This is a genomic window from Propioniciclava coleopterorum, from assembly GCF_011393335.1.
Taxonomy (GTDB): domain Bacteria; phylum Actinomycetota; class Actinomycetes; order Propionibacteriales; family Propionibacteriaceae; genus Propioniciclava; species Propioniciclava coleopterorum.
In genome coordinates this window covers 2,774,225-2,788,290 of sequence record NZ_CP049865.1, presented here as the reverse complement: position 1 = coordinate 2,788,290, position 14,066 = coordinate 2,774,225, and the positions used below count along the sequence as shown (strand labels likewise).

Annotated in this window: 16 protein-coding genes; 7 read left to right on the top strand and 9 right to left on the bottom strand. The window is 71.5% G+C overall.

From position 1 onward, the window contains the following. Positions 1-32 precede the first annotated feature (32 nt). From G7070_RS13280 to glf, 3 genes are read right to left on the bottom strand one after another with little or no spacing between them, the layout of a single operon-like run. Positions 33-776 (bottom strand): ABC transporter ATP-binding protein, encoded by a 744-nt coding sequence (locus tag G7070_RS13280; RefSeq protein WP_166234134.1) that lies wholly within the window; start codon positions 774-776, stop codon positions 33-35. Between the two features lies 1 nt (position 777). Continuing rightward, positions 778-1,647 (bottom strand): ABC transporter permease, encoded by an 870-nt coding sequence (locus tag G7070_RS13275; RefSeq protein ID WP_166234133.1) that lies wholly within the window; start codon positions 1,645-1,647, stop codon positions 778-780. Next, the gene (glf, locus tag G7070_RS13270) at positions 1,644-2,831 is read right to left on the bottom strand and encodes a UDP-galactopyranose mutase (protein ID WP_166234132.1); all 1,188 of its coding nucleotides are present in this window, start codon (positions 2,829-2,831) and stop codon (positions 1,644-1,646) included. The genes G7070_RS13275 and glf overlap by 4 nt, the downstream gene beginning before the upstream one ends. Before the next feature lie 95 nt (positions 2,832-2,926). Here glf and G7070_RS17980 point away from each other — a divergent pair, with 95 nt between their 5' ends. From G7070_RS17980 to G7070_RS13245, 6 genes are all read left to right on the top strand, one after another. Continuing rightward, complete coding sequence (locus G7070_RS17980) at positions 2,927-3,265, top strand: patatin-like phospholipase family protein (protein ID WP_206079790.1); 339 nt, start codon at positions 2,927-2,929, stop codon at positions 3,263-3,265. After that, positions 3,184-3,909, top strand: coding sequence for a patatin-like phospholipase family protein (locus G7070_RS13265; protein WP_206079789.1), 726 nt, complete (start codon positions 3,184-3,186; stop codon positions 3,907-3,909). The genes G7070_RS17980 and G7070_RS13265 overlap by 82 nt, the downstream gene beginning before the upstream one ends. A 52-nt stretch (positions 3,910-3,961) precedes the next feature. Then, on the top strand, positions 3,962-4,813 hold the full coding sequence (purU, locus tag G7070_RS13260; protein WP_166234131.1) for a formyltetrahydrofolate deformylase: 852 nt from the start codon (positions 3,962-3,964) through the stop codon (positions 4,811-4,813). A 203-nt stretch (positions 4,814-5,016) separates the two neighbouring features. Further along, positions 5,017-5,409 carry a DUF485 domain-containing protein gene (locus G7070_RS13255; protein ID WP_166234130.1) on the top strand — a complete coding sequence of 131 codons (393 nt, stop codon included), beginning with the start codon at positions 5,017-5,019 and terminating at the stop codon, positions 5,407-5,409. Beyond that, positions 5,406-7,034 carry a solute symporter family protein gene (locus G7070_RS13250; RefSeq protein ID WP_166234129.1) on the top strand — a complete coding sequence of 543 codons (1,629 nt, stop codon included), beginning with the start codon at positions 5,406-5,408 and terminating at the stop codon, positions 7,032-7,034. Before G7070_RS13255 ends, G7070_RS13250 begins: the two co-directional genes overlap by 4 nt. A 208-nt stretch (positions 7,035-7,242) precedes the next feature. Beyond that, positions 7,243-7,581 carry a thiamine-binding protein gene (locus tag G7070_RS13245; protein WP_166234128.1) on the top strand — a complete coding sequence of 113 codons (339 nt, stop codon included), beginning with the start codon at positions 7,243-7,245 and terminating at the stop codon, positions 7,579-7,581. A gap of 155 nt (positions 7,582-7,736) precedes the next feature. Here G7070_RS13245 and G7070_RS13240 read toward each other — a convergent pair whose 3' ends face one another. After that, positions 7,737-8,369, bottom strand: a complete 633-nt coding sequence (locus tag G7070_RS13240; RefSeq protein WP_166234127.1) for an ankyrin repeat domain-containing protein — start codon at positions 8,367-8,369, stop codon at positions 7,737-7,739. Positions 8,370-8,479: 110 nt separating this feature from the next. Continuing rightward, a complete protein-coding gene (locus G7070_RS13235) occupies positions 8,480-9,772 on the bottom strand; it encodes a histidine phosphatase family protein (RefSeq protein WP_166234126.1) in 1,293 nt (430 codons plus the stop codon). Positions 9,773-9,910: 138 nt separating this feature from the next. Here G7070_RS13235 and G7070_RS13230 point away from each other — a divergent pair, with 138 nt between their 5' ends. Beyond that, the gene (locus G7070_RS13230) at positions 9,911-10,900 is read left to right on the top strand and encodes a malate dehydrogenase (protein WP_166234125.1); all 990 of its coding nucleotides are present in this window, start codon (positions 9,911-9,913) and stop codon (positions 10,898-10,900) included. 57 nt (positions 10,901-10,957) lie between these two features. Here G7070_RS13230 and G7070_RS13225 read toward each other — a convergent pair whose 3' ends face one another. The 4 genes from G7070_RS13225 to dhaK are packed head-to-tail and all read right to left on the bottom strand — an operon-like array spanning position 10,958 to position 14,020. Further along, on the bottom strand, positions 10,958-11,920 hold the full coding sequence (locus tag G7070_RS13225; RefSeq protein WP_166234124.1) for an HPr family phosphocarrier protein: 963 nt from the start codon (positions 11,918-11,920) through the stop codon (positions 10,958-10,960). Then, positions 11,917-12,396 (bottom strand): dihydroxyacetone kinase phosphoryl donor subunit DhaM, encoded by a 480-nt coding sequence (gene dhaM / locus G7070_RS13220; protein WP_166234123.1) that lies wholly within the window; start codon positions 12,394-12,396, stop codon positions 11,917-11,919. The genes G7070_RS13225 and dhaM overlap by 4 nt, the downstream gene beginning before the upstream one ends. Further along, on the bottom strand, positions 12,393-13,031 hold the full coding sequence (dhaL, locus tag G7070_RS13215) for a dihydroxyacetone kinase subunit DhaL (RefSeq protein ID WP_431977897.1): 639 nt from the start codon (positions 13,029-13,031) through the stop codon (positions 12,393-12,395). Before dhaL ends, dhaM begins: the two co-directional genes overlap by 4 nt. After that, a complete protein-coding gene (gene dhaK, locus G7070_RS13210; RefSeq protein ID WP_166234121.1) occupies positions 13,019-14,020 on the bottom strand; it encodes a dihydroxyacetone kinase subunit DhaK in 1,002 nt (333 codons plus the stop codon). The genes dhaL and dhaK overlap by 13 nt, the downstream gene beginning before the upstream one ends. Positions 14,021-14,066: the final 46 nt, after the last annotated feature.

Below are 14,066 nucleotides of genomic sequence, written 5' to 3'. Positions count from 1 at the left end.
TGTGATTCATGTTCCTTTCCGGGGTGGTCGGGTCAGTACGCGCGCAACTTGGCGACGGCATCGTTGACGTCACCGTCGAGGACGACCTCGCCGCGCTGCAGCAGGATCCCTCGATCGCACAGTCCAGCAACCATATCCAGATCGTGGCTCACGATGACGAGTGCCTTACCGGATTGCTTGAGTTCGCGGATCCGGGCCAGGCACTTGTGCTGGAAGGGTTCGTCGCCGACCGCCAGGATCTCGTCGACGAGGAAGATGTCCGGGTCGGTGTGCACCGCGACGGCGAACGCCAGCCGCAGGAACATGCCCGAGGAGTAGAACTTGACCTCCGTGTCGATGAACTCGCCGATCTCGGAGAACCCCACGATGTCGTCGAACCGCGCCTCGATCTCGTCCTCGTCCATGCCGAGGATGGCGCCGTTGAGGTAGACGTTCTCCCGGCCGGTGAGGTCGGGGTGGAAGCCCGCTCCGACCTCGATCAGGCCCGCGACCTTGCCGCGCACGCCGATCTCTCCCCCGTCGGGCACCAGCACGCCGGAGATCAGCTTCAGCAGCGTCGACTTGCCGGACCCGTTGAGGCCCAGCAGCGCCACGGCCTCGCCGTCCCTGACGTCGAAGCTCACGTCCTTCAGCGCCTGGAACCGGTCGATGGTCGCCTCGCGGCGTCCCTTGATCTTGGCCACGATCCACTCCTTGAGCGAGTGGGTGTGGCGGATGTTGAACACCTTGGAGACGCCGGAGACCCGGACCCGCGTGGTGTCGTCGGTCGCGTCCACGTCAGAGCTCCTGGGCGAATCGGGCGTCGAGGCGGCGGAAGACGATCTCCCCCACGGCCAGGGTGAGGCAGGCGGTCAGGAAGGCGAACGCCGTCCACATGGCGAGGCCGGGTGGCCCCTCGTAGACGACGCCGTTCGTCGGCGCCCAGAAGCAGTAGTGGAAGAGTTCGACGGCGGGCGTGATGGGGTTGAGCTGGTAGATCGCCCACCCCGGGCCGGTGCCCAGCACCGCGGCCACCTGCGCCCAGTGGTAGAGCACCGGCGACGTCCAGCTGACCACCATCGAGATCAGGTCGACGATGTTCTCGGCGTCGCGGACGAGGACGTTCACGGCCCCGAACAGGAGCCCGAGTCCGAGCGAGAAGATGACGAGGATGCCGAATCCGGCCACGCCTGCCAGCAACTGCATGGGGTTCGGGCGCCACCCGACGACCAGCGCGCCCGCGACGAGGACCACCAACTGCGGCACGAAGTGCACGCCGGCCACGTACACCGAGGCCACGCTGAACAACTGCCGCGGCATGTAGATCTTCTTCACCAGCGCGGCGTTCCCCACGACGGCTCGGGTGGCGTTGCCGAACGCCTCGGTGAAGAAGTTGACCGCGACGATGCCCGAGAACAGGTAGAGCGCGAAGTTCGGGACCGTCTGGTTCATCCGCAGGAACACGCCGACCGCGAAGTAGAACACGGCGAACTGCACCGCGGGCTTCACGTAGGACCACACCATGCCCAGCACCGACCCGCGGTACCGCACGCGCAGTTCCTTGCGCACGAGCAGTTTCAGCAGGTAGCGGTTGCGGATCGCGTCCAGCAGGCCGTGCCCGCCGCCGGGGGTGGCGAACGCGTCGCCGGGGACGAGTGATGCGCTCACTCGGAGACCCCACCGCTTTCGAGCGCGGCGCCCTCGGCGAAGTGCGGACGGATCTTGTTGTCGAACATGGACAGCGCCGAACCGATCGCCATGTGCATGTCGAGGTACTTGTACGTGCCGAGGCGTCCGCCGAACAGCACGTTCGGCTCCGCCTTGGCCTGGTCGCGGTACTTCAGCAGACCGTCGCGGTCGGCGTCGGTGTTGATCGGGTAGTACGGCTCGTCGTCGCGGTGGGCGAAGCGGCTGTACTCGCGCATGATGATGGTCGCGTCCTTGGTGTAGTTCCGCTCCGGGTGGAAGTGGCGGAACTCGTGGATGCGGGTGAAGGGGACGTCCTCGTCGGGGTAGTTCATCACCGACGTGCCCTGGAAGTCCTCGATGGGCAGGACCTCGGCCTCCAGATCGATGGTGCGCCACCCCAACTCGCCCTCGGAGTAGTCGAAGTAGCGGTCCACGGGACCGGTGTAGACGACCGGGACGCTGCCGCGGACGTTCTCGCGGTTGATCTCCTGGCCCGTGTCGAAGAAGTCGGTGCCGAGCCGCACGTCGATGAGCGGGTGGTCGGCCATCCGCTCCAGCCACGCGGCGTAGCCGTCGGTCGGCAGGCCCTCGTGCGTGTCGCTGAAGTAGCGGTTGTCGTAGGTGTAGCGGACGGGGAGCCGGCTGATGATGGACGCCTCGAGCTGCTCGGGGTCCGTCTGCCACTGCTTGGCCGTGTAGTGCTTGATGAACGCCTCGTACAGCGGGCGGCCGATGAGGCTGATGCCCTTCTCGACGAAGTTCTCCGGCACCTTGTCGCCCAGCTCCGCGGCCTGCTCGGCGATCAGCGCGCGCGCCTCGGTCGGGCTGTAGGCCGAGCGGAAGAACTGGTTGATGGTGCCGAGGTTCACCGGCATCGGGTACACCTCGCCCTTGTGGCTGGTGTAGACCTTGTGCACGTAGTTGGTGAACGTCGTGAACCGGTTCACGTACTCCCAGACGCGCTCGTTGCTCGTGTGGAACAGGTGCGCGCCGTACTTGTGCACCTCGATCCCGGTGGTGGGGTCGTTCTCCGAGTACGCGTTGCCGCCGATGTGGTCGCGGCGGTCGATCAGCGCCACCCTCAGGCCGAGATCGTTGGCTGCGCGCTCGGCGATCGTGAGGCCGAAGAGCCCCGAGCCGACGACGACGAGGTCTGCTGTCACCTGAACTGCCCCCTAGCTGGACGAAATGGTCACCCGTATTGACGGCGTTGTGGCCTCCACCACTGTAGCGGGGTCCGCCCCGTAGGCTGGTTGACATGCGGATCGCACTCTCCCTCGGGTCCGGCGGCGCGCGCGGCTACGCCCACATCGGGGTCATCCAGGAACTGCGTGCGCGCGACCACGAGATCGTGGCGATCGCGGGAACCTCGATGGGCGCGCTCGTGGGCGGCCTGGAGGCGGCGGGCCGGCTCGACGCCTACTCCGAGTGGGTCACGACCCTGAACCAGCGCGACGTCCTCATGCTCCTCGACCCGGCCTTCACCGGACCCGGCGTGTTCTGGGGCAGCGCGTCATGGGGCGGGTCGCCGACATCCTGGGCGGCGCGCAGATCGAGGACCTCCCCATCCCGTTCACCGCCGTGGCCACCGACCTGACCAACAGCCGCGAGGTGTGGTTCCAGCGGGGCTCGCTGGCCACCGCGATGCGCGCCTCGATCGGCATCCCCAGCGTCTTCACCCCCGTGATGGTGGACGGCCGGCTGCTGGCGGACGGCGGGCTGCTCAACCCGGTCCCGGTCGACCCGCTGCACGGCGTCCCGGCGGACCGCACCATCGCCGTCAGCCTGTCCGGACGCCGCAAGGGGCTGCTCAGCACCCGCCCGGTCACCGAGGTCGCCAGCACCGACGGCTTCCTCGGCGAACTGTCGGGCCGGCTGCGCCGCGGCGTCCTGGACGCCGAGCCGGTGCGCAACTGGCGGGAGTGGTGGTCCGAGCGGTTCTTCCCCGCCGAGCCGACGACACAGGACGACGCGGCCTCCACCCACGACGCGCCCACCAAGCCCCGGGACTTCGACTTCGACGAACTCCCCAAGGGGCTCAAGCTCGGCGACGTGGTGTCGCTGTCGCTGGAGACCGCCGAGTCGATGATCACCCGGTTCCGGCTCGCGGCCAGCCCACCCGACGTGCTGATCGAGTTCAGCCAGGACATGGCCTCCACCTTCGACTTCCACCGGGCGGCGGAACTCATCGCCATCGGGCGCGACCGCGCGGCGAACGCGCTCGACGCGGCCGGGCTGTAGCGGCGGCGGACCGCGCCCGCGTCGGCGCCCCCGCGCAGTAGAGTCGGCCGGCGTGACCGATTCGTCCCACTGGGTGTTGACCCTGGAGTGCCCCGACCGCCCCGGCATCGTGCATGCCGTCACTGGAGCGGTCGCCGCGGCGCAGGGCAACGTCACCGAGCTGCAGCAGTTCTCCTCGGTCGACACGGGCCGGTTCTTCATGCGCGTCCAGGTGCAGTCCGGCTTCGAGCGGTCCTCGTTCGAGGAGTCCCTGCGCCCGCTGGCGGCCTACCTGCAGGCGGCCTGGCACCTCGACGAGGTCGGACGCCGCCGCCGCACCCTGATCCTGGCGAGCCGCGCGGCGCACTGCCTCAACGACCTGCTGTTCCGGCAGCGGTCGGGCCTGCTGCCGATCGAGGTGGCCGGCGTGATGGCCAACCACCCCGACCTGCGCCCGCTGGCCACCTTCTACGGCGTCCCGTTCACCGACCACGTCGTGCTGCCGCACACCAAGGCGGACTTCGAGGCCGAGGTGCTGCGCCGGGTGGAGGCCGAGGACATCGAGCTCGTCGTGCTCGCCCGCTACATGCAGATCCTGTCGCCGGAGCTGTGCGAGGCGCTGGCCGGGCGCGCGATCAACATCCACCACTCCTTCCTGCCCGGGTTCAAGGGCGCCAACCCGTACCGGCAGGCGCACGAGCGGGGCGTGAAGCTCATCGGGGCGACCGCGCACTTCGTGACCTCCGACCTGGACGAGGGCCCGATCATCGAGCAGAACGTCACGCGCGTCGACCACAACCTGGAGGTGCCGCAACTCGTCGCCCGCGGCCAGGAGCAGGAGACCCGCACCCTCGCCGAGGCCGTCCGCCTCTACGCCGAGCACCGCGTCTTCCTGGACGGGCACCGCACGGTCATCTTCGGCTGAGTCGCCGACCCCGGGGCGGGAACGGAATAACAACGTCCCTCTATTTGTGACGTCCCGACCAAAAAGAATCTCGACGTCGAGCTAACAACACGATTCGACAACGATTCATCCGGGGTGCCCTCCCCGCCTTCCGCCGACGCGCGCGGTGCGGTTATGGTCTGGCTGCCAGTCAGGCTGGCTCCCACATGACCAATGGAGGTTTCATGTCGACTCCCCCGAGTAATCCGCCCACGGATCCGCCCGAGCGCGCCGATGCGCACGGAGCGTCCTCGGAGATCCCCGCCGCCGCGTTCGTCGAGGTGGCCCAGTCCCCCGAGTTCGAGGAACTGCAGCGCCGGTTCCGCAACTTCGCATTCCCGATGACCGCCGCATTCCTGGTGTGGTACTTCGCCTACGTCCTGATGTCGGTCTACGCCAAGGACTTCATGACCCAGTCGTTCCTGGGGATGCAGTACTTCAACGTCGGCCATTTCCTGGGCCTGCTGCAGTTCGTCACCACGTTCCTCATCACCTGGCTGTACCTGCGCCAGGCCAAGACGCGGCTCGATCCGCTCGCCACTCAGATCCGCGAGAAGCTGGAAGGAGACGCCCGATGATGCTCCTGGAAGCCCTCGGCAACCCGATCCTCAACATCGTCATCTTCGCCGTCTTCGTGGTGGCGACCCTCACGGTCGTCATCAAGGTGACGTCGAACCAGGCCAAGGCGGCCGGCTCCTTCTACACCGGCGGCGCCCAGTTCTCGGGCACGCAGAACGGCTTCGCGATCGCGGGCGACTACCTGTCCGCCGCGTCGTTCCTCGGCATCGCCGGCGCCATCGCGTTCAACGGCTACGACGGCCTGCTCTACTCGATCGGCTTCCTCGTGGCTTGGCTCGTGGCGCTCCTGCTGGTCGCCGAGCCGCTGCGCAACACCGGCCGCTACACGATGGCCGACGTCCTCAGCTTCCGGATGCGGCAGAAGCCCGTCCGCCTCGCCGCCGCGCTGTCCACGCTGGCGATCTCCTTCTTCTACCTGCTCGCCCAGATGGCCGGCGCCGGCGGCCTGGTGTCGCTGCTGCTGGGCCTCAGCGGTGAGCTCGCCCAGAACATCGTCATCGTGATCGTCGGCGTCCTGATGATCGTGTACGTCCTCATCGGCGGCATGAAGGGCACCACGTGGGTCCAGATGATCAAGGCCGTCCTGCTGATCGCCGGCGCCGGCCTGATGACGGTCTGGGTGCTGGCCCTGTTCGGCTTCAACTTCGACGCCCTCATGGGCCAGGCCGTCGTGGCCAACGACCACCCGGCGATGCTGGCGCCCGGCGACAAGTACAAGGACCCGATCGGCTTCATCTCGCTGTCGATCGCCCTCGTGCTGGGCACCGCCGGCCTGCCCCACGTCCTGATGCGCTTCTACACCGTGCCGACCGCCAAGGCGGCCCGCCAGTCGGTGACGTGGGCGATCGCGCTCATCGGCGCGTTCTACCTGTTCACGCTGGTGCTGGGCTACGGCGCGGCCGCGCTGGTCCCCGGCGGCCAAGAGGCGATCAACGGCATGCCCGGCAAAGCGAACGCGGCGGCCCCGGCGCTCGCGTTCTTCCTGCCCGGCGGCGGGACGGGCGGCACGATCTTCCTCGCCATCATCGCGGGCGTGGCCTTCGCCACGATCCTCGCCGTGGTCGCGGGCCTGACGATCACCGCTTCGGCGTCGTTCGCGCACGACATCTACAACAACGTCATGAAGGACGGCAAGGCCGACCCGGCCGTCGAGGTCAAGATCGCCCGCAACACCGTGCTGGTCATCGGCGCGCTGGCGATCTTCGGCGGCATCTTCGCCAAGAGCATGAACATCGCGTTCCTCGTCGCCCTGGCCTTCGCGGTCGCGGCGTCGGCGAACCTGCCCTCCATCCTGTTCTCGCTCTACTGGAAGCGGTTCAACACCCAGGGCTCGCTGTGGTCGATCTACACCGGCCTCATCAGCTCGCTGGTGCTGATCATCTTCTCCCCCGCGGTCTCGACCCCGATCGGGGCGGCCAAGCCGCTGGCCAGCGCGATGTTCCCGGGGGCCAGCTTCGCCTGGTTCCCCTACGACAACCCCGCGCTGATCTCGGTTCCGCTCGGCTTCCTGGCCGGCTGGCTGGGGACCGTGCTGTCCAAGGAGAAGTCCGATCCGGAGAAGGCGGCCGAGATGGAGGTCCGCTCCATGACCGGCGCCGGGGCGGCGGGCGCGCTCGCGCACTGACCGTCACCCCGGGGGCCCGCTCGACCACGCGTCGGGCGGGCCCCCGTCGTTTCCGCCCGAGCCGCCGGCGGGCGTCCGACGCGGCGGCGTCCGCCGGATCACCACGCACCCGCGACCCCCACCGCGACACCGCCGCCGCCCCGGACCGAGGGAGGACGGACCGACGCGCCGGGCTACCGTGGGTGGCAACCACAGGAAGGAGACCGCCATGCTGGTCGCATTCTCCGTCGCCCCCTCCGGACGCCCCGCCGACGCCGCCGACGACTGGACGCCGTGCGACGACGCGTCGGTCCACCTGGCCGTCGCCGAGGCCGTCCGGATCGTCCGCGCGTCGGGGCTGCCCAACGAGACCGGGCCGATGTTCACCACCCTGGAGGGCAGCTGGGACGAGTGCATGGACGTCGTGCGGCGCTGCTGCGAGGCGATGGAACGCTTCGGCTCGCGCACCGCGCTCGTCCTCAAGGCCGACATCCGCCCGGGTCACACTGGCGAACTGACCGGCAAGGTGGAGCGCGTCGAGGACGCGCTCCGGGCCGCGTCCGCCTGAGCCGCGCGTGACCACCCCGTCCCGGAGGTCGCGATGCCTCGCGACCGGCTAGGGCTCCCCCGGCGGCTCTCACCGACCTGGCGCTCGCCGAGGCCCGGCCACCGGCGTGACGGCGGCCCACCGCGGGGACGACCCGCGGCCGCCGCGTCCGCCGGTCAGGCCTCCCGCGGCAGGCGCAGGTAGCGGCCCATCAGTCGGCCGCTGAACCAGTCCGCGGCCGAGGTGTCGAAGATCGGCTCGATGCGGTGCGGGTCGACATCGGTGGCCAGCAGCGCGTCCATCAGCGCGGTGATGTTGGCGTCGAACTCGGGGTCGAGTTCGGCGTCTGGATTCCGCAGTTGGCGGGGAGGCAGCACCTGCTCCACGTCGAGCGCCGCGCTCATCAGGGCGGACGTGCCGCCGGAGCTCACGGCCGTGGGGTCGGCGCCCAGGTCGAGCATCCGGCGCAGCACCGCCAGCGACTGCGCCGCGGTGTCGACCGGCCCGCGCATCGTCGGGTGACGCGGCCGCGTCCGGTACGCCGCCGCCCTGATGGCGTCGAACAGCACGGGGCGCCAGTGCGGCTCTCCGGCGGCGGAGTCGTCGTCGTTCGCGTCCGCCCCGAAGTCGAGCAGCAGGTCGGCGATCTCGAACTCGCCCACCATGAGCGCCACCATCAGCGGCTGCTGCCCGGCGTGGGTCTTGGGCGGTGGGGTGGCCCGCAGCGCCACCGCACCGGGGTCCTTCTCCAGGCGTCGGCGCACGGCGTCGATGTCGCCGGCCTTGATCTCTTTGAACAGTGCTTGCATCGCGGCCTCTCAGAACGGGGGTGGGGCGGCCGCCCCGGCCGCCAAGCTACCGGAGCGCGGGGGCATCCGCCCCGCCGCGACCGGCCTGCGCGTCGGCCCGGCGAGCGCCGTCACCGGTCGTCGGGATCCTCGCGGCCCTGCCAGGTGCTGACGCAGGCCTCGTTGCCGTCCGCGTCGGCGAGCACCCACCACGCGGGCGCGGCGCTGTCGTCGAGCAGCCTGCCGCCCGCCGCCAGAGCGGCCTCGATGCGGGCCGGCGCGGCGTCGTGGGCGACGTTGACATCGAGGTGGATCCGGTTGCGCTGCGGCCGCGGCGTCCCGATGTCCTGGAACCAGATCCGCGGCGCCCGCCCGAGCGGATCGACGACCTCGTCGCCGGTGTCGACCGCGGCGAGCACCGCCGCCCAGAACGGCCGGATCGCGTCGGCGTCGGCGGTGTCGATGCCCAGCTCGAACGCGGCCGGGAGCGTCGGCTCGGGCTCGCCGCCCAGCGCCTCGGTCAGGGTCGTGATCTGGTGGGCCAGCGCCGTGTCCCGGTGCGTGACGCCGCCGGCGTCCGCGCTGCTGAGCGCCAGGCCGACGCGGTCGCCCCGGACGTCGAGGTCGACGTCGTGACCCAGCGCCACCGCGATCTCCCCGACGCGGGACACGAACGTCAGCGCCGTCGCGGCGTCGGGCCACCGGGTGACCAGGTGCAGTCGACCGAGGATGAGCCGCCAGCCTGGCGCCGCCGAGGACGCCTCGGCGCGGCCGAGCACGAACGCACCCGGCTCGCCGCGCGGGGCGGGCGCGTCGGGGCCCGCGGTCGGGATCTCGGTGCCCTCGTCCCACGAGACGAAGCGCCACCCGGACTCCGGGTCGCCCTCGACCTGGATGATCGCGGTGTTGCCGAGGTAGCGGTGCGCCACCTCGTCCGGCTCGATGCCGGAGACGCGGCCGCCCACCCACATCCGCAGCGCGGCGCCGTGGCTGACCAGCGCGGCCGCCTTCGCGCCGGACGCGGCGATCTCGCTGATCGCCCCGTCGAAGCGCGCCAGGAACTCCTCCCCCGACTCCCCGCCGGGCCGCTTCGCGGTCAGGTCCCCGGTCGCCCAGGAGGTGAGGACGCCGACGTAGGCGTCCCACACCGGCCACATCTCCTGGTCGCCGGCGGCGATCTCCCGCAGCCCGGGCAGGATCGCGGGCTCGAGGCCGCGCTCCCGCGACAGCGGCGCCGCGGTCTGCTGCGTCCGGACCAGATCGGAGGCGTACAGGGCGTCGAGCTCGACGCCGGCGAGCCGCTCGACCAGCGTGTCGGCCTGGGCGCGCCCGACGGCGTCCAGGTCGGCGCCGGGGAAGGCGGTGTCGAGGAGTCGATCGACGTTGGAGGAGGTCCGTCCGTGCCGCACGAGGAACAAGCGCATGCCGCCACCCTAGGCGGCTCGGAAACCCCGCGGTCGGGTGTCCCGAGGTGATCCGGTCCGTCCTCGGGCGGGCCGCGCGGTGCTAGGTTCGAGGGGTGCGGGCGGGATGCCCGCTGCCGTCTTCACAGTGGAGGAAACATGACCCAAGCCCCCGTCAAGGTCGCTGTCACCGGCGCCGCCGGCCAGATCGGCTACAGCCTTCTCTTCCGCATCGCCAGCGGCGAGCTGCTCGGCCCGGACACCCCGGTCCAGCTGCACCTGCTGGAGATCACGCCGGCCCTGAAGGCGCTCGAGGGCGTCGTCATGGAGCTCGACGACTGCGCGTTCCCGCTGCTGAGCAAGGTCGTCATCGGCGACGACGCCACGAAGGTGTTCGACGGCGTGAACCTGGCCATGCTCGTCGGCGCCCGCCCGCGCACCGCGGGCATGGAGCGCGGCGACCTGCTCTCGGCCAACGGCGCGATCTTCACCGCCCAGGGCAAGGCGCTCAACGACGTGGCCGCCGACGACGTCAAGATCCTGGTCACCGGCAACCCGGCCAACACCAACGCGCTGATCGCGATGAGCAACGCCCCCGACATCCCCGCCGAGCGCTTCAACGCGCTGACCCGCCTGGACCACAACCGCGCGATCTCGCAGCTGGCCGCCAGGCTGGGCGTCCCGGTCACCGAGATCAAGAAGATGACGATCTGGGGCAACCACTCCGCCACGCAGTACCCCGACCTGTTCAACGCCGAGGTCAACGGCGCCAACGCGGCTGAGGCCGTGAACGACCAGGGGTGGATCGAGAACGACTTCATCCCGACGGTCGCCAAGCGCGGCGCGGCGATCATCGCGGCCCGCGGCTCCTCCTCGGCGGCGTCGGCGGCGAACGCCACCATCGGCCACATGCACGACTGGGTGCTCGGCACGCCCGAGGGCGACTGGGTCTCCATGTCGGTGCCCTCCGACGGCTCCTACGGCGTCCCCGAGGGCCTCATCTCCTCGTTCCCGTGCGTGGTCAAGGACGGGAAGTACGAGATCGTGCAGGGCCTGGAGATCAACGACTTCTCCCGCGCCAAGATCGACGCCTCCGTCGCCGAGCTGGCCGACGAGAAGCAGGCCGTCACGGAACTCGGCCTCATCTGAGCCCCGACGCAGCGGCCCCGCCACCCGGATGGGTGGCGGGGCCGTTCCGCGTCCGTGTCACAGCGTCGCGTCGGCCGCCAGTTCCACCAGCTCGCCCTCGGCCAGGTCGCGGGCGGCGATCTGGCGGGTCCGGATCGGGATGCCGAGCTCGCCGCACATCAGGGCGCCGTGGCCCTGGTTGGAGCCCATCCACGTGATGACGCCGCCGCACAGGTCGGCGTCCAGCCCCAGCGCGGTCGCGATGTCGAGCTCCGCGCCGACGAGCACGTACGGCGTCGTGGGCAGCGCGGGGCGCAGCGGCTCCTCCAGCAGCGCGAGCACCAGCAGCCGGCCCAGGCCGCGGACGTCCTCGGCGCGGGCCCGCAGGTAGGCGGGCAGCCGCTCGAAGCGCAGCGCGTTCTGGCCGACGGCCAGCGCGACGCCGGCCGGGGCGGACGCGCCCGCGGCGACCGCGTTGTAGGCCGGCGCGAGGAAATGCCGGTCGAGCAGCAGCGCCTGCTGCGCCCGCACGATGGCGTCGAAGGGGCCCCGCGCGTGCGCCGTCCAGAACGCCCCCACGACGTCGACCGCCGCCGACAGCCGGGACTCCTCGTCCTCGCCGGGGACGTAGCGGCTCAGGTCGGGCGGCACCAGCCGGTGCACGGGCCCGACGATCGGGAGCCCGCTGTCGCCCGCCTCGGCGTCGGGCGGCGTCACGGCCTCCCCGAAGTGGTCCGCGATCAGCGCCTCGAGCGCCGCCCTGGCCGCGTCGGCGTCCGGGCCGCTGAGGGCGACCTCGATCTCGTCGCCGGGTCCCAGCCCCAGCCCGGCCAGGCCGGTCACGCTCCGGGCGTCCGCCCACGGCGAGTGCGTGGACGCGTTGCGCGCCCGCCCGACCACGTCGAACGGGCCCAGCGCGGTGGTGAACGCCGCCGCCGGCCGGGCGTGCAGGCCGTGCGGCAGGTCGATGACGGCCGCGAACGTCACGTCGCCCGGGGTGTCGTCGCCGCCGGCGTCCCCGCGGGCCCACTGCTGGTTCACGGGGGCCGACCCCTCGGGGCGTCCGGTTGGTGCGACGCGGGTGCGGCGTCGGGTTCTGGCTCGGGCTCGACGGCGAGGTGCTGGACCTTCGCCGTCAGGCCCCGCTCGGCCTCGGCCGCGCAGTCGGCGACCGAGCCGCCCGCGGCGGCCGTCACCACCGCGGCGACCAGGCCCTCCACCAGCGGGGCCGGCGACAGGGTGACCCGCTCCGCGAGGTCGGGGTCGACGAATTCCAGGGCCATCTCGGCCGAGAGGATGGCGCTGCCGAGGTCGAGCAGCACCAGGACGCCGTCACCCGAGTCGGCCGCGGCGAGCGCCTCGGCGATGGCGGCCGCGTCGGTGCCCAGCCCGCCGTCGGGCGTCCCCGCCGCCGCGATCACGGCGGGCGGGTCACCCCGGCCGACCATCTCGAGCGCCAGGGCGATCGCCGCGTCCGCGAGCGCCGGTGAATGGGAGACGACGACGAGTCCGATCATCCGCCGCTCCCGGGCAGCGCGCGCGCCGCCGAGTCCAGGAGCAGCGCCATGCTCGTCGCGCCGGGATCCTGGTGGCCCGCGCTGCGCTCGCCCAGGTAGGACGCGCGCCCCTTGCGGGCGACCAGCGGGACGGTGGCGTCCCGGCCGGCGGCGCCCGCCGCGGCCGCCGCGCTCAGCGCCGCCCCGAGGCCCTCGCCGGCCGCAGCGTCGAAGGCGTCCACGGCCGGTGCCAGGGCGTCGACCAGCGTCTTGTCGCCGACCTCCGCCTTGCCGCGCGCCAGGATCCCGTCGAGCCCGGCGCGCAGCGCGGCGCCCAGCCCCGCGGCATCGCCGTCCTCGGCGGGCCAGGCGCCGCCCAGCCGCAGGAAGAACGTCCCGAACAGCGGGCCGGACGCGCCGCCGACGGTGCTGACCAGCGTCATGCCGGCCTTCTTCAGGTACGCGGCGGCGTCGTCGAACCCGCTCGGGTCCAGGGCGGCGACGGCGGCGAACCCGCGGTCCATGTTCGAGCCGTGGTCGGCGTCCCCGATGGCACGGTCGAGCTCGGTGAGCTCGGCCGCGTTCTCGTGGACGACCGCGGCGTAGTCGGCCAGCCAGCGGGCGACGTCGTCGCGTCCCACCATCAGGCGCCCCACCGCAGCGACAGCGTGTCGACCGGCGCGTCCCACAGCGCCAGCAGTTCGTCGTCGGCGCGGAGGACCGACACCGAGCACCCGGCCATCTCCAGGCTGGTGACGTAGTTGCCGACCAGGCTGCGCGCGATCCGGACGCCGGCGCCCTCGAGCAGGCGGGCGACCTCGCGGTAGACGATGTACAGCTCGATGAGCGGCGTGCCGCCCATGCCGTTCACCATGACCACGGCGTCGCGACCGGTGAAGTCGAGGTCGGCGAGGATCGGCTCGACCAGCCGGCCCGCGACCTCGGCCGCGGTGCCGAGCGGCAGCCGCTCCCGGCCGGGCTCGCCGTGGATGCCGATGCCCAGCTCCATCTCGCCCTCGCCGAGCTCGAACGTGGGCTTGCCCGCGGCGGGCACGGTGCACGAGGTCAGCGCCACGCCCATCGAGCGGGACTCGGCGACGACCTTGCGCGCGATCGCGGCGACGGCGTCCAGGTCGGCGCCCGACTCGGCCAGCGCGCCGGCGATCTTCTCGACGAAGACCGTGGCGCCCACCCCGCGGCGTCCGGCGGTGTAGAGCGAGTCCTGCACGGCCACGTCGTCGTCGATGACGACCGCCTCGACGCGGGTGCCGAGCATCTCGGCGGCGAGTTCGGCCGCCATCTCGAAGTTCATCACGTCGCCGGTGTAGTTCTTCACCAGGTGCAGCACCCCGGCGCCGCCGTCCACGGCCTGGGTGGCCGCCAGCAGTTGGTCGGGCACGGGCGAGGTGAACACCTCACCGCAGACGGCGGCGTCCAGCATGCCGACGCCCACGAAGCCCGAGTGCAGGGGCTCGTGGCCGGAACCTCCGCCCGAGATCACCCCCACCTTGCCGGGGCGTGGCGCGTCGGTCCGCACCACCACCCGGTTCTCCAGGTCGACACGCACGCTGTCGGGATGCGCCAGTGCAAGTCCCTCGAGCGCCTCGACGACCACCTGACCAGGGTCGTTGATGAGTTTCTTCATGGCTCAATGTAAGCACCGTGGACGGGGAACCGGAAGCGGTTGCGGC

Coding starts and splice junctions, on each gene's coding strand:
- G7070_RS17980 (WP_206079790.1), top strand. CDS start 2,927: ATGCGGATCGCACTCTCCCTCGGGTCCGGCGGCGCGCGCGGCTACGCC.
- G7070_RS13265 (WP_206079789.1), top strand. CDS start 3,184: ATGGGGCGGGTCGCCGACATCCTGGGCGGCGCGCAGATCGAGGACCTC.
- G7070_RS13255 (WP_166234130.1), top strand. CDS start 5,017: ATGTCGACTCCCCCGAGTAATCCGCCCACGGATCCGCCCGAGCGCGCC.
- G7070_RS13250 (WP_166234129.1), top strand. CDS start 5,406: ATGATGCTCCTGGAAGCCCTCGGCAACCCGATCCTCAACATCGTCATC.
- G7070_RS13245 (WP_166234128.1), top strand. CDS start 7,243: ATGCTGGTCGCATTCTCCGTCGCCCCCTCCGGACGCCCCGCCGACGCC.
- G7070_RS13240 (WP_166234127.1), bottom strand. CDS start 8,369: ATGCAAGCACTGTTCAAAGAGATCAAGGCCGGCGACATCGACGCCGTG.
- G7070_RS13235 (WP_166234126.1), bottom strand. CDS start 9,772: ATGCGCTTGTTCCTCGTGCGGCACGGACGGACCTCCTCCAACGTCGAT.
- G7070_RS13230 (WP_166234125.1), top strand. CDS start 9,911: ATGACCCAAGCCCCCGTCAAGGTCGCTGTCACCGGCGCCGCCGGCCAG.
- dhaM (WP_166234123.1), bottom strand. CDS start 12,396: ATGATCGGACTCGTCGTCGTCTCCCATTCACCGGCGCTCGCGGACGCG.
- dhaK (WP_166234121.1), bottom strand. CDS start 14,020: ATGAAGAAACTCATCAACGACCCTGGTCAGGTGGTCGTCGAGGCGCTC.